The organism is Desulfohalobium retbaense DSM 5692 (assembly GCF_000024325.1).
GTDB lineage: Bacteria > Desulfobacterota > Desulfovibrionia > Desulfovibrionales > Desulfohalobiaceae > Desulfohalobium > Desulfohalobium retbaense.
On sequence record NC_013223.1, the window covers coordinates 597,106 to 619,222 of the forward strand.

Below are 22,117 nucleotides of genomic sequence, written 5' to 3' on the forward strand. Positions count from 1 at the left end.
TCTTGTGTTATTCCTATCTGTCAGGAATATATGGCGCAACGCAAAGCGCCGGAAGCGTCGTGGCTTCCGGCGCTTATGCGTCTACTTGCGCAGATTGAGGCGCTTGATCAGATCGCGATAGCGATGGACATCCTTGCGCCGGAGATAGTCCAGCAGTTTGCGCCGCTTTCCTACCAGCTTGAGCAAGCCTGTGCGGGAGTGATTGTCCTGCTTGTGCTCTTTAAAGTGCTCGGTGAGGTAGGTGATGCGGTGAGTGAGCAAAGCGACCTGGACTTCGGGCGACCCTGTGTCGCCTTCATGTTGCTTGAATTGCTCGATGATTTCTGTCTTCTTCTCTTGCGTCAAAGCCACAGCGGTTCCTCCTACTCGTGGTTTGTTCGTTCGGGCGCGACGTCATGTTTTTTGGGCGGCTGGAACCCGCGCAGGATTGTCCAGACCAGTACTGGTCCTTCCCATTTGGCCTCGACAAGCGCCAATAAACGCCCTGTGGCGTCAACAAACTGGGCCCGGTCCCCCGGGTGGACAGCAAAATCGGCTGTCACGTCCCGGACGAGCAAACGAGTCCCATTTTGGACTTCCCGGGCTTGGCTTCCGTCCAGAGGCAACGAGGGCCAGTGCGGCAGGCATTTGTCCAGAGGCAGGATCTTCTCAGCCAGAGAGTCCGGTTCGCCGAGGACCTCTTCTAGCGAATAGGCCTGTTCGAGAGCGAACGGATGGCTGAATTCCCGGACCAGGGCGGTAAGCGTCGCGCCGCAGCCAAGTCGCTTCCCCAGGCTGTGGGCCAGGGAGCGCACGTACGTTCCTTGGGAACACGAGACCCGAAATTGGACATCCGGCAGGGCAATGTCAAGGACCTGGGCGTCAAAGATCTCCACCGGCTTGGTCTTCACCGGCACTTCCTGCCCGGTACGCTTGAGTTCGTACAGTGGTTTGCCCTTGTGTTTGGCCGCCGAATACGCTGGGACCTCCTGTTCCAGGAGATCGCGCCATTCGGCGACCGTCTTGCCTACATCCTCAGGTGTTATGTGTTCCCAGGGAAATTGGTGTTCCACGGCCCCTTCGATGTCGTACGTATCGGTTGCCAGGCCGATACGCAGGTGACCGCGGTATATTTTGTCCCCGCCGCTGATATAGGAGGCGAGTTTGGTGGCTTGCCCGAGCAATACAACCAGGACCCCGCTGGCCATGGGGTCGAGAGTCCCAGCGTGGCCGATCTTGCGCTGTCCGAGATGGCGTTTGATCTGGTCCAGACAGCCGTAGGAGGTCGGTCCCTGGGGTTTGTTCAGAATGAGCAAGCCGTGTTGCTGGGGAAAGGCCGGTTTCTTTTTAGCCATAAACAGTATTCCGTCCTTCGTCGAGTCCCCAGGCGTTTTTGATGTGGGTGATCAGTTGGGCCTCAGCAGTGTCCAGGGGGCCGTCGAGATGGCCGCCGGCAGCGTTGCGGTGGCCGCCGCCTGAGAATGCGGCGGCAATGGAGCGCACGTCAGTCTCGCCCCAGGAGCGCAAACTGAATTTGATTTGTCCCTCCGGAGTTTCCCGGAGGCTGATGCCCGCCAAGACCCCCTTGATGTTGCGCATGGCCGTGACCAAACCTTCGCAGTCCGCGGCTGTCGTGTTCGTGGCCGCGAACATCTCCTGGCTCGTGCTGACCACAGCCAGACGTCCCCCAGCGTAAGTCCGAGCCTGTTGCAAAGCCAGTCCGTGGAGGTGCACCCTGGCCAGGGTCAATTGGGTTTGCAACCGGGCCTGAATCCGCGAGGGATCTATTCCAGCCTCTACAATATCCGCGGCCAGGCGCAACGTGTCAGATCCGGTATTGCTGAAGCCGAAAGAACCGGTGTCCGTGATCATGGCCAGATAGACACATTCGCCAAGAGCGCCGCTGAGGGAGACTCCGCAGGCTTGCGCCAGCAGGCCGATCATTTCCCCGACCGAGGAACGGTGGGGTTCGACCCAGTTGATATCTCCGAATTCCGGGTTGCCAAGGTGGTGGTCGATGTTGACGACCGTGGACTCGGCAAAGGGAAAACTGCCGTCAGTATGGACCCGGGAGCTGTCTCCACAATCGAGGACCACTACGACCTGGGGCGGCTTGGGCGGCAGTTCGGTCGCCACCCGATCGGGCAGAGTCAGCCAATCGAATTGTTCCGGCAATCCCGATTCGTTATACAGGATGACCTCTTTGCCAAGCCGTTGCAACAGCCAGCCCAGGGCGGCGGAAGCACCAATGGCGTCCCCATCCGGATGGGCGTGGGAGACAATCAGAAATGTGTCAGCTTGGGTCAGTGTCTGGGTCACCAACCGGAGTGGGGTGCTCATAGACCATATCCTCAAGGAACGTATCCCAGGTGAAACGGAGTTGCGGGACAAAGCGAAGCCGCAATCGTTTGCCAAGAGCGGTGCGCAGAAATCCGCTGGCCGATTCCAGGGCGGTAATGATCTCCTGTTCCTTGTCCCGTCCTTCGGGGTGCGTGAACAGGACCTCGGCGACCTGCAGGTTCCGGTTCATTCGCACACCGCTAATGGTCACCAATTGCAGGCGCGGGTCCTTGGCTTCTTCAACGAGCAGGTGCCCGATTTCACGCATGATGGTATCGCCCATGCGCTGGGCGCGGCGGGTTGTCCCTCGATGCATGCCTTAGACTCCAAATATATCGGTGTGCACGTCGGTGATCTCTTCGTCAGAGATGGCCTCGACCATAGCCAGGGCCTTGTTCAGAACGCTTTCGACGCGAGCGCGTTCATTGGCCAGGGTCAATATCTCCAGTTTCAGCCAGGTGTGGCTGTGCTGGGTGTCGATTTCGGCTACGGCGACATTGAATTTGTTGCGCAACTTCTGTTTCAAGCTGTTGGCAATGCGACGCTTATCCTTGAGCGAGCCGATGCCGTGCAGATAAAATTCAATGCTGAGAAGGCCTATATGCATATGATGTCGTGCTGACCGCTGCCCTGGTTCGCAGGGCAAGCGGCCGGCGTTGTTCTCTGGTGGTTGGCGCGTCTAATCCAGGGTCGCTTTTTCCTGGACCTCTTCGAAAGCCTCGATGATGTCGCCGGATTTGATGTCGTTGAAATTCTCCAGGCCGACACCGCATTCGAAGCCTTTCTGGACTTCCTTGGCGTCGTCTTTGAAGCGTTTCAAAGAATCGATTTTGCCGGTGTAGATGACCACTCCATCGCGCAACAGCCGTGTGTGGGCGTTGCGTTGGAGTTTGCCGTCCACGACCATGCAACCGGCCACAGTGCCCACCTTGGGCACACTGAAGGTGTCCCGGACTTCGGCCTGACCAAGGTAGACCTCCTTGACCACCGGGGCCAGCATGCCGGCCATGGCGTCTTTTACTTCGTTGACCATCTGATAGATGACGTCATAGAAGCGGATGTCCACTTTTTCCTGCTCGGCGATATCCTTGATCCGTGCCGTGGGACGGACGTTGAAGCCGATCAGGACGGCGGAGGAGGCCGAGGCGAGCATGATGTCCGATTCGGAAATGGACCCGGTACCGCCGTGGATGATTTCCACTTTGACCTCGTCGGTGCTCAATTTGCGAACCGCCTCGATGCAGGCCTCCAAGGAACCCTGGACGTCGGCTTTGATGACCAGGTTCAGGGATTTGACCTCTTCGTCGGCCTTGGCGGCCATGAAGCTTTCCAAAGTCACCTTGGTTTCCTTGGCCAAGTCCTTTTCCCGCTGCTTCGTTTGCCGTTCTTCGGCAATGCGCCGGGCAACCTTGTCGTCCTGCACGGCCACGAATTCGTCGCCAGCCTCGGGGACGCCGTCAAATCCCTGGACCTCAACCGGCATGGAGGGGCCGGCTGATTTGATGTTCTTGCCCCGGTCGTTGAACAAGGCCCGGACTTTCCCGTGGTAAAGACCGCAGACAAAGGCGTCGCCGTGATGCAGGGTCCCTTCCTGGACCAGGACAGTCCCGACCGCGCCGCGCCCCTTATCGAGTTTGGCCTCGACAATGTGGCCCCGGGCCCGTTTGGCGGGGTTGGCCTTGAGTTCCTGGACCTCGGCCTGCAGGAGAACCATCTCGAGCAAATCGTCGAGACCGGAGTGGGACTTGGCCGAGACATAGGCGTAAATGGTGTCGCCGCCCCATTCCTCAGGGACCAGATCGAACTCGGCGAGTTCGCGCTTGACGCGCTCGGGGTCGGCGTTTTCTTTGTCCATCTTGTTGACCGCTACAATAAGCGGAACGCCAGCGGCCTTGGAGTGGTTGATGGCCTCACGGGTCTGGTCCATGACCCCGTCGTCAGCGGCGACCACGAGGATGACGATATCCGTGACCTGCGCTCCGCGGGCCCGCATGGCCGTGAAAGCTTCGTGGCCGGGCGTATCAAGGAAGACAAGTTCGCCGCGATCCGTGCCGACATAATAGGCCCCGATATGCTGGGTGATGCCGCCGGCCTCTTTTGTCGTGATCTTGGACTCTCGGATGGCGTCCAAAAGCGAGGTTTTACCGTGGTCGACGTGGCCCATGATGGTGACCACCGGCCAGCGTGGTTCAAGAGCTTCGGGGTTGTCTTCTTCCTTGGGCAGGATGAATTCATCTTCCGAAAAACCGACCTTTTCGACTTCGTAGCCGAATTCTTCAGCCAGGACTGTGGCGGTCTCGATATCCAAGGATTGGTTGATAGTGGCCATGATGCCGAGTTGCATCAGGGACTTGATCAGTTCCTGCACCTTGACGCCCAGCTGCCTGGCCAAGTCGCCCAAACGGATGGCTTCGTCGATCTTGATTTTACGCTTTGAGGCCTTGGTCGGCTGGGTCGTGGGGCGAACCGGTTCTGCCTTGCCGCCTTGCTGCTGACGCTTGCGCCCCGGGCGACGTTCCTTGCCTCCGGTTTTGTCCTTGACCCCGGCGCTTTTCTTTTTCTTCCACTGGGTCGAGGCCTTGCGTTTGTCTTGCGGTTCGGCTTCGGCAGGCGTGCTGCTGAAATCGACTACCCGCTTGTCTTTTTTCTTTTTCTTCTTTGAAGCGGCCTCGGTATCGGCTGCCTCGGCAGGAGCAGGGCTTGGTGCCGGCTCTTCAGCGGTGACCTCGGGTTTGGAGATGACCTTGACTGCCGGCGATTCCGGTTTCTTTTTCCGCTTTTTCTTCTTCTTTTTCCCGGCTTCCGTCTCAGAGGGCTCTTCTGAGTCCTCGGCGGGCTGCTCCTGAATGGTCTCTTCGGTCTCCTGAGGCTCCTGGGCTACGCCAGTGTCCTGTGCAGGTTCCGCCTGAGTCGTCTCCTCCGGGTGTTGGGGCTCCTCAGCTTCCGGTTCTTCAGCTTCCGGTTCACCTTCCTCGGGCTCTTCGTCCGCATGCGGCGGTTCGACAATCCGGGCGGTGGGAGCGGGTTCGGGCTGGGGTTCCGCTGCCGCGGCCTCTGCCGCGGCTTCCGGTTCGGCCTCCGGCTCTTCGGCCGGTTGCGGCTCGGGCTCGGATTCGCTTTTCGCAGCGCGCCGTCTGCGGCGCACGATGACCCCGGAGCGGGTAGTCCGTTTTTGCACCGAATCCTGGCTCTGGCTGCCTGCGTGGAAACGTTGGCGCACCTGATCCACCTCGTCATCTGAAAGCCCGCTCATATGGCTTTTGACCTGAATGCCCAGTTCTCTGAGCAGGTGGAGAAGTTCCTTATTGGAGAGGCCCAATTCGTTGGACAATTCTCTCACGCGCATTTTAGTTGTCATGCCGTCCCCCCTTGCACTTCTTCCGCCAGCCCCGGAATTTGGAAATTCGTTTTTGGCAGGCCGGGTCTGGGCAGATATAATATCCACGCCCAGGCCTGGTCTGTTTCGGATCGTCAAGCAGGCGGTCGCAGTCCGCTGAGGCCACTAGCCGGTGCAACTGATGTTTGGCGAAACGGCGCCTACAGATGACACACATGCGTTCTGGCTGGTGGCCGTGTTGTCGTGAATGGTTCACGGGCTGGTTTTGCATTATACTCGCCTGGTCATTTGTTCTGGAACCCGGCCCCGAACCGGTGTCGGTTGCGGCTACCGAGTGAAGCGGTCCGACGAAACGTCGTCTCTATCGGACCGCTGGTGTTGTATTGTCTCACGATGCGGGCAACCGGTTCAGGACCGGATGCCGGGTTATTCGGTGCTGTCGTCCGGGGCCACAACAGTATCGTGGCTGGGCGCGTCGGCAGTGGAGGCCTGGATTCCGTCGTCCTCACGCGTGTCCCGATTCGGGGCCAGCAGATTCAGCGCGGCCCGCAAGTCAGCCATTTTGGACGTGTCCATGCCGTCTACGGCCGCCAATTGCTCGTCGCTGGCCTCGCGTAAGGCGTCCAAGCTGCCCAGGCCCGCCTGTACAAAATGGTCCGTCGGAATCCCGGTCACATGTTCTGCCTGTTCGAGATCGGCCTGATCGCTCGGGTCCGCCCCGTAGCGGCTTTCCGTGATGATATCGATCTTCCACCCCAGAAGTTTGGAAGCCAGCTTGACGTTCTGCCCCTTGCGGCCAATGGCCAAGGTCAATTGGTCGTCTGGCACGACGACTTCCAGGGTTTTTTCGACATCGTCGACGGTCATCCGGGAAATTTTTGCCGGGGAAAGGGCGTTCATGGCGTAGGTGGCCACATCGTGGTTCCAGACCACGATATCGATCCGTTCTCCCTTGAATTCCTGAACGATGTTCTGAATCCGGGATCCCCGGACACCGACGCAGGCGCCCACGGGGTCGACATCGGAATCCTGAGAAAGCACAGCCACTTTGGCCCGCTTGCCCGGATCGCGGGCGACGCCCATGATGGTCACGGTCCCGTCGCCGACCTCCGGCACTTCGCGTTTGAACAACGCCGCCATGTAGTCGGGGTGGGAGCGGGAGACCACGATCTGAGGACCACGGCCTTCCTTGCGGACATCGATGATATACCCTTGGACCCGGTCGCCACGCCGGAACCGTTCGCGCGGGATCTGTTCCTGCTTGGGGAGGATGGCCTCGGTGCGCCCGAGGTTGATGATCCATCCCGCCCGGTCGCGGCGCTGGATGATGCCGCTGATGATCTCTCCGCGGCGGTCCTTGTATTCCTCGTAGATGATTTCCTGCTCGGCGTCGCGCATGCGCTGGATGATAACCTGCTTGGCCGATTGGGCGGCGATACGCCCCAAGTCGGAAATTTCCATGCGGAAGCCGAGTTCGTCTTCCAACTGGACATTGGGATCTTCGATGCGGGCTTCGTCCAGCGAAATCTCGGTATTCGGGTCGTCAACTTCCTCGACAACAACCTTGAATTGATAGACTTCGATGTCCCCAGCCTCTTCATCAAACGAGACTTCGATGTCCAATTTGTTTTTGAATTTTTTATTTACAGAGGACCGGACCGCTTCTTCCAGGGTGTCGATGAGCAAATCGCGATCGATGCCCCGGTCCTTGCTGATCTGATCAATAGCTTTTTTTAATTCCATACTCATTGGCGACCTCCAAATACGCTACACACGGCCCCAGAATGGACCGTTTCTCCATCGATGCCCGAAAGGCGCCACCCTTTGAGGGCGGCAAGGCGTGGTTATTTCCCCGACGCGGGGGGCTCCTGAAAAACGAGACGGGCCTTTTCCACATCTTCCCAGGCGAACACGTGTTCGACACCATCGACATCAAGGGTAAGATGGTCCCCTTCGGCTTCGATCAACACGCCCCGCCATTTTTTGCGGCCTTGCATGGGAGCTTGGAGCTTGAGGGCGACAGGCTGTCCAATATAGGGAGGCAATTGCGAGACGGTGAAAAAGGGACGTTCGAGCCCCGGAGAGGAGACTTCAAGGGTATACGGACCCGGCAAGGGATCTTCGACGTCGAGGGTGACACTGATGTGGCGGCTCAAGGTCGCGCACTGATCAATAGAGACCCCGTTGGGGCTGTCAACGTACACGCGCAACACCCCGCCCCGGGAGGCCGGGATTTCCATCCCCCACACGTCCAGGCCGCAGGAGGCAGCCAGGGGCTTGATGAGTTCACTCAGGCGTTCGTATAATTTTTCGTGCATATCACTCGCTGTGTGGCTCGCGGTCTGAACGGACCATATCGCCCGGACAGTTCGGGCGAACACAAAAAAAAAGTGGACCAGAAGGTCCACCCCTTATCATTCTGGCAGAGATATTGGAGCGGGCGACGGGGGTCGAACCCGCGACACCAAGCTTGGGAAGCTTGTACTCTACCAACTGAGCTACGCCCGCTCGCGAGATCTCTTTATTTGCGGTATTATGGACGTTCTGTCAAGGGGGAGGCGCTTGTTTTTTTTCGATCCGGGTTGTAGGAAGGCGTTAACGAAATTCATCTTTGATTCGAGGTTATTAGCAAGGCAACTTTTTCTCACGAAGGGCATTGGGCCCGGGAACTGCTCACGGCGTCTGATTCGCACTTGAAGGCAGCGCCTGATTCGTCTAGGGGCATGCGGATGCAACACCCTGTACACGCCTTACTTCTGGTGACCAAGCCTGGTCAGGACGACGCGCAGCAAACCGCCCGGGAGGTCCAGCTCTGGCTTCGCGAAAGAGAAGTGCGCACCTTGCTGGTCGAAAATTCCTTGGACCAGGACAATCTGGATCTCAACGGTTTTGTTCCGGATGCCGCCCTGGTGCTCGGCGGTGACGGCACTCTGCTGGCCGTAGCCCGAAAGCTACGCCGCCATCAGATCCCTTTGCTGGGGATCAATCTCGGTCACGTCGGCTTTTTGACTGAAGTCGAAGAAGAGGACTGGCACCCTTCACTGGAACAATTGCTTGCCCAGCAGGGGCGGATCTCGCAGCGCATGGCCCTGGAATTTGAAGTCAAGCGCGGCGACCGGACCATCCACAGCGGCTGGGCCCTGAACGACGTGGTCGTCAACAGGGGGCGTATCGCCAGGTTGATAGGGCTGGACATTTCCATTGACAGCCAGCCCGTCGGGCCGATTCGGGCCGACGGGATCGTGGTGGCCACCCCGACGGGAACCACGGCCTATGCCGTTTCCGCCGGCGGCCCCCTGGTCCACCCCGAATTGGAAGCGATCTGCATGACCCCGATCTGTCCCTTTATGAGTCATATCCGGCCGATGGTGCTCGACGCTGGGCACCGTATCCGTATTGATATCACTTCCCACAGCGCGGAGGCCTGTTTGACCCTGGACGGTCAGGTCGGTTTCGACCTTTTGCCCGGGGACGCCATCCATCTCCAGCGCTCCGCATTTGATGCCCGGTTTATCAACCTGCACCCCAAAGCCTATTTGGACAAGCTGCGCTCGAAAGGGTATTTTTAACCCTGTTGTCCCTCCAAGCCCGACCAGGGCGTGGTGGTCCCGGTCTCCTGTTCGTCTCGTGGCCGGAGGAACCCGGGCGCTGACGGGCGATTGTCGACGGTGGCCAGTGAGGAACTATGCCTGAACTCCCCTCGTTTTCTTCTGTGTTGGAACTGCGCTACGGCCGGGATCCGTACCTGGATGCTTGGCTTTTGCATTTCATGATCGAAAACCACCTGGAATATTTTACAAAACCAGAAGAGAACGCGTCGCTTGAACAATTGCGGTTCATGGTTGTCCTGGATGAAGGACAGGTGTTCGCTCCCTGCTCCGACGAAATGCTTCGGGAGCTTTTGCAAAACGACCTCTCCGAACGGTTGCTCTCAGAGTATCGCTCTGTGTGGCGGGCGCTAGTCCGCTTGATCCATGACCACGTTCCGGACCCCTATTTGCGCAAACGAGTGGCTGCCTTGTGTCGCCATAAATTTCGCCAGTCCCTGCACGCCTCGTTTACTATCCCCTCGCGCCTTCTCAAGCAGTTGTTGACGATTTTCCTGGCCCAGACCGCGGTCGAGGACCCTCTTCGCGAACACAAACAGCTTTGGAACCGACGAGCACAGGACTTTATCGACAGTCCTGATTTGAATGAAACCCTCAATGCCTGCCCGTCAGCCTTGATGGGCTGCGCGCATATTTCCGAATTGCGCTGGCAATTGGACCGCCTGGAATTGCGACGCCTGCTGTGCCTGGCGACATGGGAGACGATCTGGCGGACCCCGGATTGCAGTGAAGCCCCGTTGCAGCAAGACAATCTGCAGGCCGTGTGCCCCGAGGCCGACGACCTTCTGGCCGAGGTTTTCGGCCCGGCGCGCCGGGAACCGATGAAGATTTTGTATCTGCCCCATGACAGCGGCGGGATCATTTTCGATCTGCTGATCATCAGAACCTTGCTGCAGCAACGCCACCGGGTCATTCTAGCGCTCAAGGAAGGCTTTGATTTCTATTCGCCGACGTTTTGGGATATTGAGCACGATCAGGTGTTGGCTCAGGCGCTGGAAGGGGCCCATTTCCTGAACAACAGCCAGGTCACGAAAAACGAACTGCTCAAAGTCCAGCGGGAGAACCAGTTTGTGGTCATCTCCGACGGCACCCGCGAACGCCTCAATCTCTACCGTACCAGTGTCACCTTTGCCCGGGCCTGGAAGGAATCCGACCTGGTCATGGCTCGCGGCATTCCCAATTATCGTCGTCTGGTGGGCAACGGCCACGCTTTGAGCCGGGACGTGCTCTGCTTTTACCGCCAAAACGGCGAGCCGCTCCAATTGGTCCATAAACCGAAAAGCGATTCGGCTTTCAAGTTTACGGAATCGCAGCTTTTAGAACTCAGCGAAGGGATCATCCGGAGCATGCGTCAGGCCAAATCCCGCGGCAAGTCGGTCATGTTTTACAGCGCCATTATCGGGAGTCTTCCCGGGCAGACCCGCAAGGCGTTGGAGATCTTGAACACCTTTGTGGCCTACTTGCGCCAGCGTCTGGAAAATACTCTGATCATCAATCCAGCCGAGTACTTCGAGCACGGCATGGACGCCGATGATTTGATGTATATGTGGGAACGGGTGCAGCGTAGCGGACTTATTGATGTCTGGCGCTTTCAGACTGTGGAAGATATCGAGACGAGTTTTGAACTCATGGGTGAGAAAGTCCCGGCGGCCTGGAGCGGCAAGGACGCCACCTATTCCACGGGGTGCACCAAGGAAATGCACATCGCCTTGGACGTGCAACAACAGCATCCGGAGCTGCAGATCATCGGCCCCAATCCGGAGAAGTTTTTTCGGCGGCGGGAATACGGCGTGGGAAAATTCTTCGATGCCCGGATCAACGCCTCGATCGGTCGCTAAAGGAGGGCGCATGCGTCCTGCGAAATGGTATGAACACCGCGTACTGCGGTGGATGGCTGTGGGGATCTGGTGTTGTGCTTTGAGTCTGGTCCTGAGCGGGTGTCGCGGGCCGGTCCCTGAGCCTCCCCTGCAAAAGGGGTATGTCGCCGTTTCCCGGGATGAGGCTGCGGCCCTGAGCCGGCAGGCGGTACAGTACTTATTGGCGGCGACCACCGAGGAAGAACTGGCCACAGCAACACGCCGGAGTTTGGCCTATGTCCGGACCCGGCCGCCCCGGGCCATGGCTCTGGAGACCTCCAACCTGCGCGTGACCTGGCACCGCCTGCAGCGCTCTTTGGAGCTTTTTCTGGAGCTGCTGCCGCGCATCGCGCGGCAGCCAGAGCTCCTGGCCCGCCATTTCGAGTGGTACGCCCTGCGCCCGGGGCCGCTGTTCACCGGCTATTACGAACCGGAATTGCAGGCGGCCCTGGACAAGCGTCCCGGTTACGAAACCCCGCTTTACCGCCGTCCCGAGGATCTGCAACAGGTGGACCTGGGGCGCTTCCATCCGCGCTGGGACGGGCAAACCTTGCGATACCGAGTGGTCAACGGAAGCATCGCGCCCTATTTTGACCGCCAGGCGATCGAGAGCCAGGACGCGTTGTCCGGACGGGGGCTGGAACTGGCCTGGGCCAAAGATCCTGTGGACGTCTTTTTTCTTCAGATTCAGGGATCCGGACGGCTGCGTCTGCCCGACGGTCGCATCCAGCATGTGCGCTACGCCGGAGCCAACGGCCGCCCCTACGTCTCCCTGGGGCGGGTCCTGATCGAAAAGGGGCTGCTGGATTCCGGAAACGTCAGCATGCAGTCCATCCGGCGGTTTTTGAATGCCCATCCGGAGAGACGGCAGTCTCTTTTGAACACCAACCCGAGCTATGTCTTTTTTGAGAAGGCCGCGGACGGGCCGTATGGGGCCATGGGCAGACGGTTGACCCCCTTTGTCAGCCTGGCCACGGATCGGTCCGTTTTGCCCCTGGGAGGGCTGACCGTCTGGAATGCGGACTTGCCAGCTGCTCAGTCGAACAGTACAGTCCCCTTCACCTCATTGGGACTGACCCAGGATGTGGGCGGAGCAATCACCGGCCACCATTTCGATCTGTATTGCGGCAGCGGGGATCAAGCCGGCGCTTTGGCCGGCCGGCTCAAGGACCGCGGCCGCATCTTCTTTTTACTCGCCACCAACGCCACGCAACCGGATGTGAAGGAGTAGTCCATGTCCGCGTACGAGCCCGTTATTGGGCTGGAAGTCCACGCCCAGCTCAAGACCGCCTCGAAGATATTTTGTTCCTGTTCCACTGCCTTTGGAAGGGAGCCGAACAGCAACACCTGCCCCGTGTGTACCGGGATGCCCGGCGTCCTGCCAGTGCTGAACAAGCGCGCCGTTGAATTCGGAGCCAAGATGGCCCTGGCAGTGGAATGCCGGGTGAATCCGCGTTCCATATTTGCACGAAAAAATTATTTTTATCCCGATCTGCCGAAAGGGTACCAAATATCGCAGTACGAAGAGCCGCTGGCGGAATTCGGCCGGTTGTCCATTTCCATGGGCGAGGCGATCAAAGAGGTGGGCATCACCCGCATCCATATGGAGGAGGATGCCGGTAAATCCCTGCACGGCACCGGGGACAGGACAAGCTATGTGGATCTCAACCGTACGGGGGTGCCGCTTCTGGAAATCGTGAGCGAACCCGATATGCGCTCTCCGGAAGAGGCGGTGGCGTATCTGAAGGCGTTACGAGCCATCCTGGTCTATCTTGATATTTGTGATGGGAACATGGAAGAGGGGAGCTTTCGCTGCGACGCCAATATCTCTTTGCGGCCGCAGGGACAGGAAGCGTTCGGCACCCGGACCGAACTGAAGAATCTGAATTCGTTCCGTCATGTGCAACGGGCCTTGGAATACGAGATCGCCCGCCAGGAAGATATCCTTGACGATGGCGATGCCGTGGTCCAGGAAACCCGGCTGTTTGATGTCGACAAAGGCGTGACCCGGAGTATGCGGGGCAAGGAAGAAGCCCATGATTACCGGTATTTCCCGGACCCTGATCTGGTGCCCTTGTGCCTTGACGAAAGCTGGTTGACGACGTGGGGGGCAGAGCTTCCGGAATTGCCCGAAGCCAAACGGCGCAGGTTTCTCGATGACTACGAACTCTCCCTCGATGACGCCCAGACCCTGACCGGTGAACGGGAATTAGCCGAGTATTTCGAGGCGGTTGTCGCCGCCGGTGCTTCGGCCAAGGCAGCTGCGAACTGGATGCTCACGGAGATGCTGCGCGAAATTCGGGAAGCCGGGCTGGCCCCCGGCGAGGTTTGTTTCAGGCCTGAACAACTGGCCGCATTGCTGGATCTGATCGAGAAGCAGACCATCAGCCGGAAGATCGCCAAAGATATTTATCCGGAAATTTTCCGGGAGGGACTGGATCCCGAGCAATATGTCCAGGACAAAGGATTGGTGCAGATTTCCGATACCAGCGCCCTGGAGGCCGTGGTCCAGGAGGTCATCGACGAAAACCCCGCCGAGGTGGAAGCCTATCAGGGCGGCAAGAAAAAACTCGTCGGCTTTTTTGTCGGCCAGGTCATGCGCAAGACGCAGGGACAGGCAAATCCCAAGCTGGTCAATGAGCTTTTGGCCAAGCGGCTGGATTCGTGAACCGGTTCCAGGATTGTGCCCTCGGGACGTGCTGGGAAGGCGGCAGAACGCGGCACACCTCTCGCAAGCGGTTTTTGCAAGAGATTTTCAAGGGTTCAGGCAAGAAACGAGGAGGGTGAGCTGATGAAACGCCATATTCGCTTTTCGGACGATGAAAATGCCCTCTTGCTGCTGGATCAACGTTTCCTGCCCCTGCAGGAAAAGTGGTTTGTCTGCCGCACGGTGGAGGACGTCATCACCGCGCTGAAGGAGATGGTTGTCCGCGGCGCTCCGGCTATCGGTGTCTGTGCGGCCTACGGCTGCTTTCTCGGCGCCCGGCAGGTGGCCGAGCTGACGAGCAACGGCGATTGGCGGGTCGAATTGGACCGTTTGCTGGAACGCCTCGAAGACGCCCGGCCCACGGCGGTCAATCTGCGCTGGGCCATTCGCCGGATGCGCGCTGCCCAGGAGGCGGATCCGGAAATGGCCAATGAGGAATTGCAATGGGTCTGGCTGAAGATGGCCAAAGATATCCACGCCGAAGATATCCGGATCAATAAGCTTATCGGCGGTCACGGGGCCGCGGTGCTCCCCGAGACTGCCACGGTCATGACCCATTGTAATGCCGGCGCTCTGGCCACCGGCGGCTACGGCACGGCTTTGGGTGTGGTTCGCGCTGGTGTGGGACAGGGCAAGACCATCCGGGTCATCGCCAATGAGACCCGCCCCTTTTTGCAGGGAGCCCGTTTGACCGCCTTTGAACTGGCCTGGGACGACATTCCGGTTCAGGTCGCCTGCGACAATGCGGCCGCTTTGCTGCTGGCCCAGGGCAAGATCGACGCGGTGGTCGTGGGCGCGGACCGCATCGCGGCCAACGGCGACATAGCGAACAAGATCGGCACCTACGGCGTGGCCCTGGCCGCCAGGGAACACGGCGTGCCCTTTTATGTCGCTGCGCCTCTATCAACCATCGACCGGGAATGTCCTTCCGGGGCCCAGATCCCGATTGAAGAACGGCCGCAGCAGGAAGTGGCCCGCTACGGAGGGCAGCAGATCGTCCCCGAAGGGGTGTCCACCCTGAATTTTGCGTTTGATATTACTCCGGCATCATTTGTTACCGGCATCGTCACCGAAAGAGGGATTCTGAACCCGCCTTTCGCCCAGTCCATTGCCGACGCCTTTTCCTCAACCGTGTGAACCCATCGAGGCGAATATCTCCATGCTCCCAACCGTCGCACTGATCGGACGCCGCAATGTGGGCAAATCCACATTGTTCAACCGCCTTATCCGCAAGCAAAAGGCTCTGACCCACGACCGTCCCGGGGTGACCCGGGACCGTTTGTATGCCGAAGTGCCCCACGGTGAGCCGCCCTTTGCCCTGGTGGATACCGGCGGGCTGGTTTTGGACGAGAGCGACGGGGTAGAAGCCGACGTTTTCGAACAAGCCCGGGAGGCCATGGAAGGGGCGCAGCTTATTTTGTTTGTGGTCGATGGGCGCCAGGGGGTGTCCACCATCGACGAACAACTGGCCGCTTTTTTGCGCCAGACAGACAAACCGGTCCGTCTGGTGATCAATAAAGTCGACGGGGCTGAACTCGAAGACACCCTGAGTGCGGAATTCTATGCCCTGGGATTTCCCCTGAGTGCGGTTTCCGCAGCCCATGGCTACGGGACGCTGACCCTGCAGGAGGAGATCGAGGAGACTCTCCAGGGGCTTGGGGCCGTGCCGGTGGAGGAGGGGGAACAGGAGGATGATATCACCTTGCGCTTGGCCTTGCTGGGGCGGCCCAATGTCGGCAAATCCTCACTGATCAACGCGTTAGTGGGGGAAAAACGGCTCGTGGTCAGCCCGGAGGCTGGTACGACTACCGATATCGTTGACGTCCTCTTTGAAAAAAAGGGCAAACGCTATATTTTTCTCGATTCCGCCGGGGTCAGGCGCCGCTCCAAAATCGACGACAGTCTGGAGCGCTTCAGTGTCCTGCGGGCCCTGCGCAACAGCAAGCGGGCTCAGGTTACGGTCCTGTGCCTGGACGCCCTGCAGGGGGTCGTGGGGCAGGATAAAAAACTCCTTTCGTTTCTGGACCGGGAAAAGATTCCCTTCATTGTTGCGGTGAACAAGGTTGATCTGGTGCCGAGTGATCGCCTGGGGCAACTCAAGAAATATTTTGAAAACGAACTGCGGTTTCTCTCCCATGTGCCTCGCATTTATACCTCGGCGGTGAGCAAGGCTGGGCTCGGCGGATTGTTGCCGCTGACGGAAAAGCTGTGGAGCGAATGCACGACGCGGATCGGGACTGGTCAGCTCAACCGCGGTCTGGAAGACATGATCGGCCGGCATCAGCCCCCCGTGGTCAAGCACCGGCGGGCGAAATTTTATTACCTGACCCAGACCGGGACCACACCGCCGACGTTTGTCTTTTTTGTGAACGACAAAAATCTGGTCAAGCCGTCTTACGCGCGGTATCTCGAAAAACAATTGCGAAAGCGATTTCAATTACGTATGACCCCTATTCAATTATATTTTCGTACCAGCCGCGGATAAAATTGTCCTGGCGCGAAAAGAGTCCAAGACGAACAGCCACAGCAAGGAGAAGATGATGGTCCAGAAAGCGGAGAAGATCTGGTTCGACGGGGAATTAGTGGACTGGGATGCGGCGCAGGTCCATGTCCTGACCCATACCCTGCACTACGGCGTCGGGGTGTTCGAAGGCATCCGGTGTTATAAAGGCTCGGATGGGCGTCCCGGCATCGTGCGCCTCAGGGAGCATGTCGAACGGTTGTTCGATTCAGCTCGGGCCGTGGAAATGGAGATTCCTTTCAGCCAGGACGAGATCACCAAGGCCATTGAACAGACCGTGCAGGTCAATAATCTTGCGGAAGGCTACATCCGTCCCCTGGCCTTTATCGGTGACGGGGTCATGGGAGTCCATCCCGGCTCTAATCCGGTGCGGGTCATCATCGCCACCTGGCCCTGGGGGGCATATCTTGGAGACGACGCCCTGCAAAAGGGGATTCGGGTCCGGACATCGAGTTTCAGCCGCCATCATGTCAATGTCATGATGACCAAGGCCAAGGTCTGCGGCAATTACGTGAATTCCGTGCTGGCCAAGCGCGAGGCCGTGGCCGACGGCTACGATGAGGCCCTGATGCTGGACGTGGACGGTTACGTCGCCGAGGCCACCGGAGAGAATATTTTTATCGTCAAGCACGGGGTATTGAAGACGCCGCCGCTGGGACCCATCCTGGGCGGCATCACCCGGGACTGCCTGATCACGCTGGCGCGGGACATGGGGTATAGCGTTATCGAGCAGCGCTTCACCCGTGATGAGCTCTACAATGCTGAAGAAGCCTTTTTCTGCGGCACCGCCGCCGAAGTGACCCCGATCCGTGAAGTGGACCGCAGGCAGATCGGAGCCGGGCAGGCCGGGCCGGTAACCCAATTGCTCCAGCAGGAATATTTTCGCGTCGTGCGCGGGGAAAATCTGAAATACGCCGGGTGGCTGCACCACTTTGACAGCTAATCCGGACGGAAGGCAGTCATGTCTCCAGGACCGTTGACCCATACCTACCGGCCGCAGACGTTCAGCACTGTTGTCGGCCAAAAGCAAGTGCGTACGATCCTCTCCCGTGCCGCAGCTGAAAACCAGGTCGCACCGGCCTATTTGTTCAGCGGCACGCGGGGAGTGGGCAAGACCACAGTCGCGCGTATCCTGGCCAAGGCCATCAATTGCGAACAGGGACCGGCCAGCGAGCCCTGCAACCAGTGCCGGCATTGCCGGGAGATCACCCAGGGCACTGGCGTGGATGTGGTCGAAATCGACGGGGCATCTCACACCGGAGTCGATCATGTGCGCAAGCTCAAGGAGGATGTCGGGTATGCCCCACTGTCCTGCCGCTACAAGGTCATCATTATCGATGAGGCGCACATGTTGTCCAAGGCGGCGTTCAATGCCCTTTTAAAGACGCTGGAAGAGCCGCCTCCCCAGGCCATTTTCATCATGGCCACCACCGAGCCACACCGTTTTCCGGCGACGATCATCAGCCGCTGTCAGCACCATATCTTTCAGCGACTGCGCCAAGAGGAACTCACCGATCATCTGCGCCGGGTTCTGGAGAATGAAGCGATTGAGATGGACGCGGAAGCGGTTCGGCTGATCGCCCGCAAAGGGGCCGGCAGCGTCCGGGATGCCATGTCCTTGCTGGCCCAGGTGCTGGCCCTGGGCCAGCGCCGATTGGAGAGTGCGCATGTCCGGGAGGTACTGGGGCTGGCCGGGCAGGAGACCCTGCTGTCTCTGTTCGAAGCCCTGCGTGACCAAGATTGCATCGCCATCAACACCGTCTTGCGTTCGGTACTGGACCAGGGGCTGGATCTCGCGTTTTTTCTGCGGGAGCTGACAGCTACATGGCGCAATCTCTTTTTGCTCAAACAGTCTGGAGAGGGCGCCCTTTCCCTTCTTGATCTGCCCCAGGAAGAGGCGCGGGAATGGTTGCAGTGGGCTGAGGCCTTCAGCGCCAGCCACATCCACGCCTGCTGGCAGATGACCCTGGAAGGGCAACGCCGGGTCTTGACCAGTGTCGAACCCGCTTTGGCCTTGGAACTGTTGCTGCTCAACCTGGCGTTTATGCAGGATCTGGTGCCGCTTGGGCAACCGGGATCGGGATCCTCTGGTCCGGCCCCGGGAAGCGCAGGGGGCACGTCAGGACGCCGGGCGTCAGGGGCAGCCCCTGCCGGATCGCAGACAGCAGCCCCCCAAAAGCCGCAATCTCCCGTTCAATCCGCGGCCGAATCCTCTGAGGAAAAGACCTGGGAGGGGTTTGTCCGCTATTGCCAGCAGGCCGTGGAAGGTGAGGCAGCAAAACTGCCTGGCCTCAACCATGTCCAGGGCGAAATCGACGGTGGATGCTTGCGCATCCAGTGCCAAAGCCGGGTCCAGGCCGAGCGGTTCGCTGTAACGGAAAAAAAAAATCTTCTGCACGATCTGGCCTGCCAGTATTTCGAAACCGATATGGAACTCGAGGTGCACCAGCCGAAGGAGTCGGCACCACCGGATCGCAATACACTCAAAAAAGAGGTTTTGGAGCATCCGGCCATCCAAGAAGCCCTGAGCGCCTTCCAGGCGCAACTCGTAGAGGTGCGACCAAAATCCGGCAGGTAGAACCAGGGGACGCGGCCGATCGCTCCACACCGGACCAGCGCCCGCGCCCCATCACTGAACAAGCTCCCAGGAGAAGCGAGTATGAATGATCTGATCCGCCAAGCGCAACAGATGCAGCGGAAAATGGCTCAAATACAAGAAGAGGTTGGCAACCAGACTGTTGAGGCCTCCGCCGGCGGCGGCATGGTCACGGTCACGGTGACCGGGAACCAGGAAGTCACCGGCATCGCGATTGATCCTTCCGTGGTCGATCCCAACGATGTGGACATGCTCCAGGACCTGGTCTTGTCCGCAGTCAATGAGGCGATGAAAAAAGCCAAAAAGCTCATGGAAGATTCCATGTCCGAAGTCACCGGCGGGATGAACATTCCGGGCCTGTTCTAGAATGCAAAGCAATAAACTCCCTGCCCCCTTGCGCAAGGTAGTCGACGAGTTGGCTCAATTACCAGGAGTCGGCCCCAAGTCCGCCTTGCGCATGGGGCTGACGCTTTTGAAATGGCCCCAGGAAAAGGCCGAAGGGTTGGGCGAGTCGATCAAGCAGCTGCGGCGGACATTGTGTCTGTGCGAGCAGTGCGCCAGCCTGACGGACCAGAATCCCTGCGCTATTTGTGCCGACGTTGCCCGCGATGGTTCTGTGCTCTGTTTGATCCCGGATTGGGATTCGCTTTTGGTCATGGAAGAGGCGGGGTTCTTCCGGGGCAAGTATTTTGTGCTCGGCGGACTGCTTTCGCCGTTGGACGGCGTCAATCCTGACCAACTGGAGTTGGACCGCCTAGAGAAGCGGCTGGATCAGGGCGAAATCCGGGAGGTTGTCCTGGCCCTGGGGACGACCACAGAGGCCGAAGCCACTGAATCCCACCTCAAAAACCTCCTGCATCGCAAGTATCCCGACCTCCGTGTCGCTCGCCTGGCGCAGGGGATTCCGCTGGGGGCCCACCTGAAGTTCATGGACCGGGAGACCCTGAAACAATCCATGCAGTACCGCCAATCCCTCTGAGGGCCCCATGTCTGCTACCACCCTCCAGGCTGAAATCGTCAGTATCGTCTTCCACAATCCGGAAAATGACTATGTTGTGGCCAGGGCCCGGGCTGAAGGGGAACCCGGTCAATCGACCGTGGTAGGAATCATGCCCCAGGTCATGCCCGGGGAGCAGGTGCGCCTGGAAGGGGAGTGGCGGGAGCACCCCAAATTCGGCCGTCAATTCCATGCGGTGTCCCATACCCGGGAGTTGCCGGCCACCATCAACGGGATCAGACGCTATCTCGCCTCGGGGCGGATCAAGGGAGTCGGCCCGGTGATGGCCGAACGGCTGGTCCAGTTTTTCGGCAAAGACGTGCTGGATATCCTGGACAACGCCCCGGAGCGCCTTTTGGAGGTCGAGGGGCTGGGAAAGAAGACGCTGGAGGGAATCAAGGCCTCGTGGGATCAACAGCGCGAAGTGCGTAACGTCATGCTGTTTTTGCAAAGCCATGATGTGCCCCCGACCTATGCCGGGCGTATTTTCGCCCGCTACGGCAATCAGGCCGTGGAGAAATTGCAGCAAAATCCCTACGAACTGGCCTACGAAATCCGGGGCATCGGTTTCAAGACCGCGGACACCATGGCCTTGAAACTCGGTTTTCAGGAGGACAGCCCCGAACGCCTGGAGGCCGGTCTGGTCTACACCCTGTTCCAGTTCGCTGAGCAGGGGCATATGTTCTACCCCGGCGATGAACTCGTGCACAAGGTGACCGAGACCCTGGGGGTCGGCGATACCGGCAAGGTCGACGGTGCGCTGGCCAGACTGGAGGAGCGAAAGCGGGTTGTCGTAGAGGATCTGCCGGAACAGGCGGTCCTTCGGGCTGTTTTTCTTCGTCATTTCCACAATTGGGAGGCCGAGATCGCTTCCCGGCTCACCGCTTTGGTCTCCCATCCGGCACCGGTCAACGAAGGAAAATTGGATTCTATTTTACCGGGGCTGGAGCAGAAAATCGGCGTGGCCTTGTCCTCTGAACAAAAGGAAGCCGTTTTCGAGGCGTGTGCCAACAAGACGTTTATTTTGACCGGCGGCCCGGGAACCGGGAAGACGACCATCACCCAGGCCGTGGTCCGCGGGTTGGGGAAACTGGGGTACAAGATCAAGCTTGCAGCCCCCACGGGACGAGCGGCCAAACGGCTTTCAGAGGCGACCGGTGCCTCGGCGAGCACGCTGCACCGCCTGCTCGGATTTTCCCCGGACGGCGCCTTCGCCTACAACGAGGAAAAGAAGCTTAAAGTCGACGCGCTGGTGGTCGATGAGGCCTCCATGCTGGACTGCCAGCTGTGCGTTCACCTGTTGCGCGCCCTGCCGTTGACGTGCCGGTTGATCCTGGTCGGCGATGTGCACCAACTGCCCTCCGTCGGGGCCGGCAACATCCTGGAAGACCTGCTCGAGAGCCGCGCCGTGCCCAGTCGCCATCTGACCCACATTTTCCGGCAGGCCCAGGAAAGCCTGATCGTGGTCAACGCCCACCGTTTTAACGAAGGCTTATTTCCCACGACCTCAGCCAAGGAGCCCCCGGAGGCCGATTTTTTCTGGGTCGAACAGGATGACCCGGCCCGGGTTCAGGAAATCATCAGGCAACTGGTCTGCGAGCGGATTCCGGCAATTTACGGCCTTGATCCCCTGCGCGACGTCCAGGTGTTGAGCCCGATGCACAAAGGGGAAGTCGGCACCCAGCAGCTCAACACGCTTTTGCAGCAGGAACTCAATCCCTCAGGGCCGACCCTGACGCGGGGCAACCGGATGTTTCGCCAGGGAGATCGGGTCCTGCAGACCCGCAATAACTATGAAAAAGATGTCTTTAATGGAGATCTGGGCTGGATTACGGCGATTAACGCCGACTCGCAGACCATGCAGATCGATTTCGAGGGCCGTGATCTGACCTATGAACAGGGCGAACTTGATGAACTCACCTTGGCTTACGCCGTCAGTGTGCATAAATCCCAGGGCAGTGAATATCCGGCCGTTGTCCTGCCGGTCGTGACCCAGCACTTCATGCTTTTGCAGCGCAATCTGATCTATACCGCCCTGACCCGGGCCAAGTCTCTGGCTGTGCTTGTTGGCAGCAGTAAGGCCCTGGGCATCGCCCTGAACCACAAACGGGGCGCAGAGCGCTATACCCACCTCCGTTACCGGCTCCAAGACGCGGCCAACGACATTCCCTATTGA

Annotated in this window: 20 protein-coding genes and 1 tRNA gene; 11 read left to right on the top strand and 10 right to left on the bottom strand. The window is 59.1% G+C overall.

Features of this window, described 5'->3' with window-relative positions; all coding sequences use genetic code 11:
• Window positions 1-81: 81 nt before the first annotated feature.
• The 10 genes from rpsO to DRET_RS02475 all read right to left on the bottom strand — a co-directional run bounded on the left by rpsO (window position 82) and on the right by DRET_RS02475 (window position 8,164).
• Entirely contained in the window at window positions 82-351 is a 270-nt protein-coding gene (rpsO, locus tag DRET_RS02435) for a 30S ribosomal protein S15 (protein WP_015750945.1), read from the bottom strand.
• Window positions 352-362: 11 nt separating this feature from the next.
• Entirely contained in the window at window positions 363-1,334 is a 972-nt protein-coding gene (truB, locus tag DRET_RS02440) for a tRNA pseudouridine(55) synthase TruB (protein ID WP_015750946.1), read from the bottom strand.
• Entirely contained in the window at window positions 1,327-2,319 is a 993-nt protein-coding gene (locus DRET_RS02445) for a DHH family phosphoesterase (RefSeq protein WP_015750947.1), read from the bottom strand. The genes truB and DRET_RS02445 overlap by 8 nt, the downstream gene beginning before the upstream one ends.
• Entirely contained in the window at window positions 2,273-2,635 is a 363-nt protein-coding gene (gene rbfA / locus DRET_RS02450) for a 30S ribosome-binding factor RbfA (RefSeq protein ID WP_015750948.1), read from the bottom strand. The genes DRET_RS02445 and rbfA overlap by 47 nt, the downstream gene beginning before the upstream one ends.
• A 3-nt stretch (window positions 2,636-2,638) precedes the next feature.
• A complete protein-coding gene (locus DRET_RS02455; RefSeq protein WP_015750949.1) occupies window positions 2,639-2,926 on the bottom strand; it encodes a DUF503 domain-containing protein in 288 nt (95 codons plus the stop codon).
• 72 nt (window positions 2,927-2,998) lie between these two features.
• Window positions 2,999-5,677 carry a translation initiation factor IF-2 gene (infB, locus tag DRET_RS02460; protein WP_015750950.1) on the bottom strand — a complete coding sequence of 893 codons (2,679 nt, stop codon included), beginning with the start codon at window positions 5,675-5,677 and terminating at the stop codon, window positions 2,999-3,001.
• Window positions 5,667-5,927: a YlxR family protein gene (locus DRET_RS13255; protein ID WP_015750951.1), complete on the bottom strand. Its 261-nt coding sequence runs from the start codon at window positions 5,925-5,927 to the stop codon at window positions 5,667-5,669. Before DRET_RS13255 ends, infB begins: the two co-directional genes overlap by 11 nt.
• Before the next feature lie 155 nt (window positions 5,928-6,082).
• Window positions 6,083-7,405, bottom strand: coding sequence for a transcription termination factor NusA (gene nusA, locus DRET_RS02465; protein WP_015750952.1), 1,323 nt, complete (start codon window positions 7,403-7,405; stop codon window positions 6,083-6,085).
• A 95-nt stretch (window positions 7,406-7,500) separates the two neighbouring features.
• On the bottom strand, window positions 7,501-7,974 hold the full coding sequence (locus DRET_RS02470; protein WP_015750953.1) for a ribosome maturation factor RimP: 474 nt from the start codon (window positions 7,972-7,974) through the stop codon (window positions 7,501-7,503).
• Between the two features lie 114 nt (window positions 7,975-8,088).
• Window positions 8,089-8,164: transfer RNA gene (locus DRET_RS02475), tRNA-Gly, on the bottom strand.
• A gap of 221 nt (window positions 8,165-8,385) precedes the next feature.
• Here DRET_RS02475 and DRET_RS02480 point away from each other — a divergent pair.
• The 11 genes from DRET_RS02480 to recD2 all read left to right on the top strand — a co-directional run bounded on the left by DRET_RS02480 (window position 8,386) and on the right by recD2 (window position 22,117).
• Entirely contained in the window at window positions 8,386-9,225 is an 840-nt protein-coding gene (locus DRET_RS02480; protein ID WP_015750954.1) for an NAD(+)/NADH kinase, read from the top strand.
• 116 nt (window positions 9,226-9,341) lie between these two features.
• Window positions 9,342-11,102, top strand: coding sequence for an ARMT1-like domain-containing protein (locus tag DRET_RS02485; protein ID WP_015750955.1), 1,761 nt, complete (start codon window positions 9,342-9,344; stop codon window positions 11,100-11,102).
• 10 nt (window positions 11,103-11,112) lie between these two features.
• The gene (mltA, locus tag DRET_RS02490) at window positions 11,113-12,351 is read left to right on the top strand and encodes a murein transglycosylase A (protein WP_015750956.1); all 1,239 of its coding nucleotides are present in this window, start codon (window positions 11,113-11,115) and stop codon (window positions 12,349-12,351) included.
• Between the two features lie 3 nt (window positions 12,352-12,354).
• The gene (gene gatB / locus DRET_RS02495; RefSeq protein WP_015750957.1) at window positions 12,355-13,788 is read left to right on the top strand and encodes an Asp-tRNA(Asn)/Glu-tRNA(Gln) amidotransferase subunit GatB; all 1,434 of its coding nucleotides are present in this window, start codon (window positions 12,355-12,357) and stop codon (window positions 13,786-13,788) included.
• A 123-nt stretch (window positions 13,789-13,911) separates the two neighbouring features.
• Complete coding sequence (gene mtnA / locus DRET_RS02500) at window positions 13,912-14,964, top strand: S-methyl-5-thioribose-1-phosphate isomerase (RefSeq protein WP_015750958.1); 1,053 nt, start codon at window positions 13,912-13,914, stop codon at window positions 14,962-14,964.
• Between the two features lie 22 nt (window positions 14,965-14,986).
• Window positions 14,987-16,312 carry a ribosome biogenesis GTPase Der gene (gene der, locus DRET_RS02505; protein WP_015750959.1) on the top strand — a complete coding sequence of 442 codons (1,326 nt, stop codon included), beginning with the start codon at window positions 14,987-14,989 and terminating at the stop codon, window positions 16,310-16,312.
• 55 nt (window positions 16,313-16,367) lie between these two features.
• The gene (locus tag DRET_RS02510; RefSeq protein WP_015750960.1) at window positions 16,368-17,291 is read left to right on the top strand and encodes a branched-chain amino acid transaminase; all 924 of its coding nucleotides are present in this window, start codon (window positions 16,368-16,370) and stop codon (window positions 17,289-17,291) included.
• Between the two features lie 18 nt (window positions 17,292-17,309).
• Window positions 17,310-18,926 (top strand): DNA polymerase III subunit gamma/tau, encoded by a 1,617-nt coding sequence (gene dnaX, locus DRET_RS02515; RefSeq protein ID WP_015750961.1) that lies wholly within the window; start codon window positions 17,310-17,312, stop codon window positions 18,924-18,926.
• Between the two features lie 81 nt (window positions 18,927-19,007).
• A complete protein-coding gene (locus DRET_RS02520) occupies window positions 19,008-19,310 on the top strand; it encodes a YbaB/EbfC family nucleoid-associated protein (protein WP_015750962.1) in 303 nt (100 codons plus the stop codon).
• Window position 19,311: 1 nt separating this feature from the next.
• Entirely contained in the window at window positions 19,312-19,923 is a 612-nt protein-coding gene (gene recR / locus DRET_RS02525) for a recombination mediator RecR (protein ID WP_015750963.1), read from the top strand.
• 7 nt (window positions 19,924-19,930) lie between these two features.
• Window positions 19,931-22,117, top strand: coding sequence for an SF1B family DNA helicase RecD2 (recD2, locus tag DRET_RS02530; RefSeq protein ID WP_015750964.1), 2,187 nt, complete (start codon window positions 19,931-19,933; stop codon window positions 22,115-22,117).

What these genes read in the sequence shown, in the direction of transcription:
- nusA (WP_015750952.1), bottom strand. Translation starts at nt 7,405, where the DNA reads ATGAGTATGGAATTAAAAAAAGCTATTGATCAGATCAGCAAGGACCGG.
- DRET_RS02510 (WP_015750960.1), top strand. Translation starts at nt 16,368, where the DNA reads ATGGTCCAGAAAGCGGAGAAGATCTGGTTCGACGGGGAATTAGTGGAC.
- mltA (WP_015750956.1), top strand. Translation starts at nt 11,113, where the DNA reads ATGCGTCCTGCGAAATGGTATGAACACCGCGTACTGCGGTGGATGGCT.
- der (WP_015750959.1), top strand. Translation starts at nt 14,987, where the DNA reads ATGCTCCCAACCGTCGCACTGATCGGACGCCGCAATGTGGGCAAATCC.
- truB (WP_015750946.1), bottom strand. Translation starts at nt 1,334, where the DNA reads ATGGCTAAAAAGAAACCGGCCTTTCCCCAGCAACACGGCTTGCTCATT.
- DRET_RS02470 (WP_015750953.1), bottom strand. Translation starts at nt 7,974, where the DNA reads ATGCACGAAAAATTATACGAACGCCTGAGTGAACTCATCAAGCCCCTG.
- gatB (WP_015750957.1), top strand. Translation starts at nt 12,355, where the DNA reads ATGTCCGCGTACGAGCCCGTTATTGGGCTGGAAGTCCACGCCCAGCTC.
- DRET_RS02520 (WP_015750962.1), top strand. Translation starts at nt 19,008, where the DNA reads ATGAATGATCTGATCCGCCAAGCGCAACAGATGCAGCGGAAAATGGCT.
- dnaX (WP_015750961.1), top strand. Translation starts at nt 17,310, where the DNA reads ATGTCTCCAGGACCGTTGACCCATACCTACCGGCCGCAGACGTTCAGC.
- recD2 (WP_015750964.1), top strand. Translation starts at nt 19,931, where the DNA reads ATGTCTGCTACCACCCTCCAGGCTGAAATCGTCAGTATCGTCTTCCAC.
- infB (WP_015750950.1), bottom strand. Translation starts at nt 5,677, where the DNA reads ATGACAACTAAAATGCGCGTGAGAGAATTGTCCAACGAATTGGGCCTC.
- recR (WP_015750963.1), top strand. Translation starts at nt 19,312, where the DNA reads ATGCAAAGCAATAAACTCCCTGCCCCCTTGCGCAAGGTAGTCGACGAG.
- DRET_RS02455 (WP_015750949.1), bottom strand. Translation starts at nt 2,926, where the DNA reads ATGCATATAGGCCTTCTCAGCATTGAATTTTATCTGCACGGCATCGGC.
- DRET_RS02445 (WP_015750947.1), bottom strand. Translation starts at nt 2,319, where the DNA reads ATGAGCACCCCACTCCGGTTGGTGACCCAGACACTGACCCAAGCTGAC.
- rbfA (WP_015750948.1), bottom strand. Translation starts at nt 2,635, where the DNA reads ATGCATCGAGGGACAACCCGCCGCGCCCAGCGCATGGGCGATACCATC.
- DRET_RS13255 (WP_015750951.1), bottom strand. Translation starts at nt 5,927, where the DNA reads ATGCAAAACCAGCCCGTGAACCATTCACGACAACACGGCCACCAGCCA.
- mtnA (WP_015750958.1), top strand. Translation starts at nt 13,912, where the DNA reads ATGAAACGCCATATTCGCTTTTCGGACGATGAAAATGCCCTCTTGCTG.
- DRET_RS02485 (WP_015750955.1), top strand. Translation starts at nt 9,342, where the DNA reads ATGCCTGAACTCCCCTCGTTTTCTTCTGTGTTGGAACTGCGCTACGGC.
- DRET_RS02480 (WP_015750954.1), top strand. Translation starts at nt 8,386, where the DNA reads ATGCAACACCCTGTACACGCCTTACTTCTGGTGACCAAGCCTGGTCAG.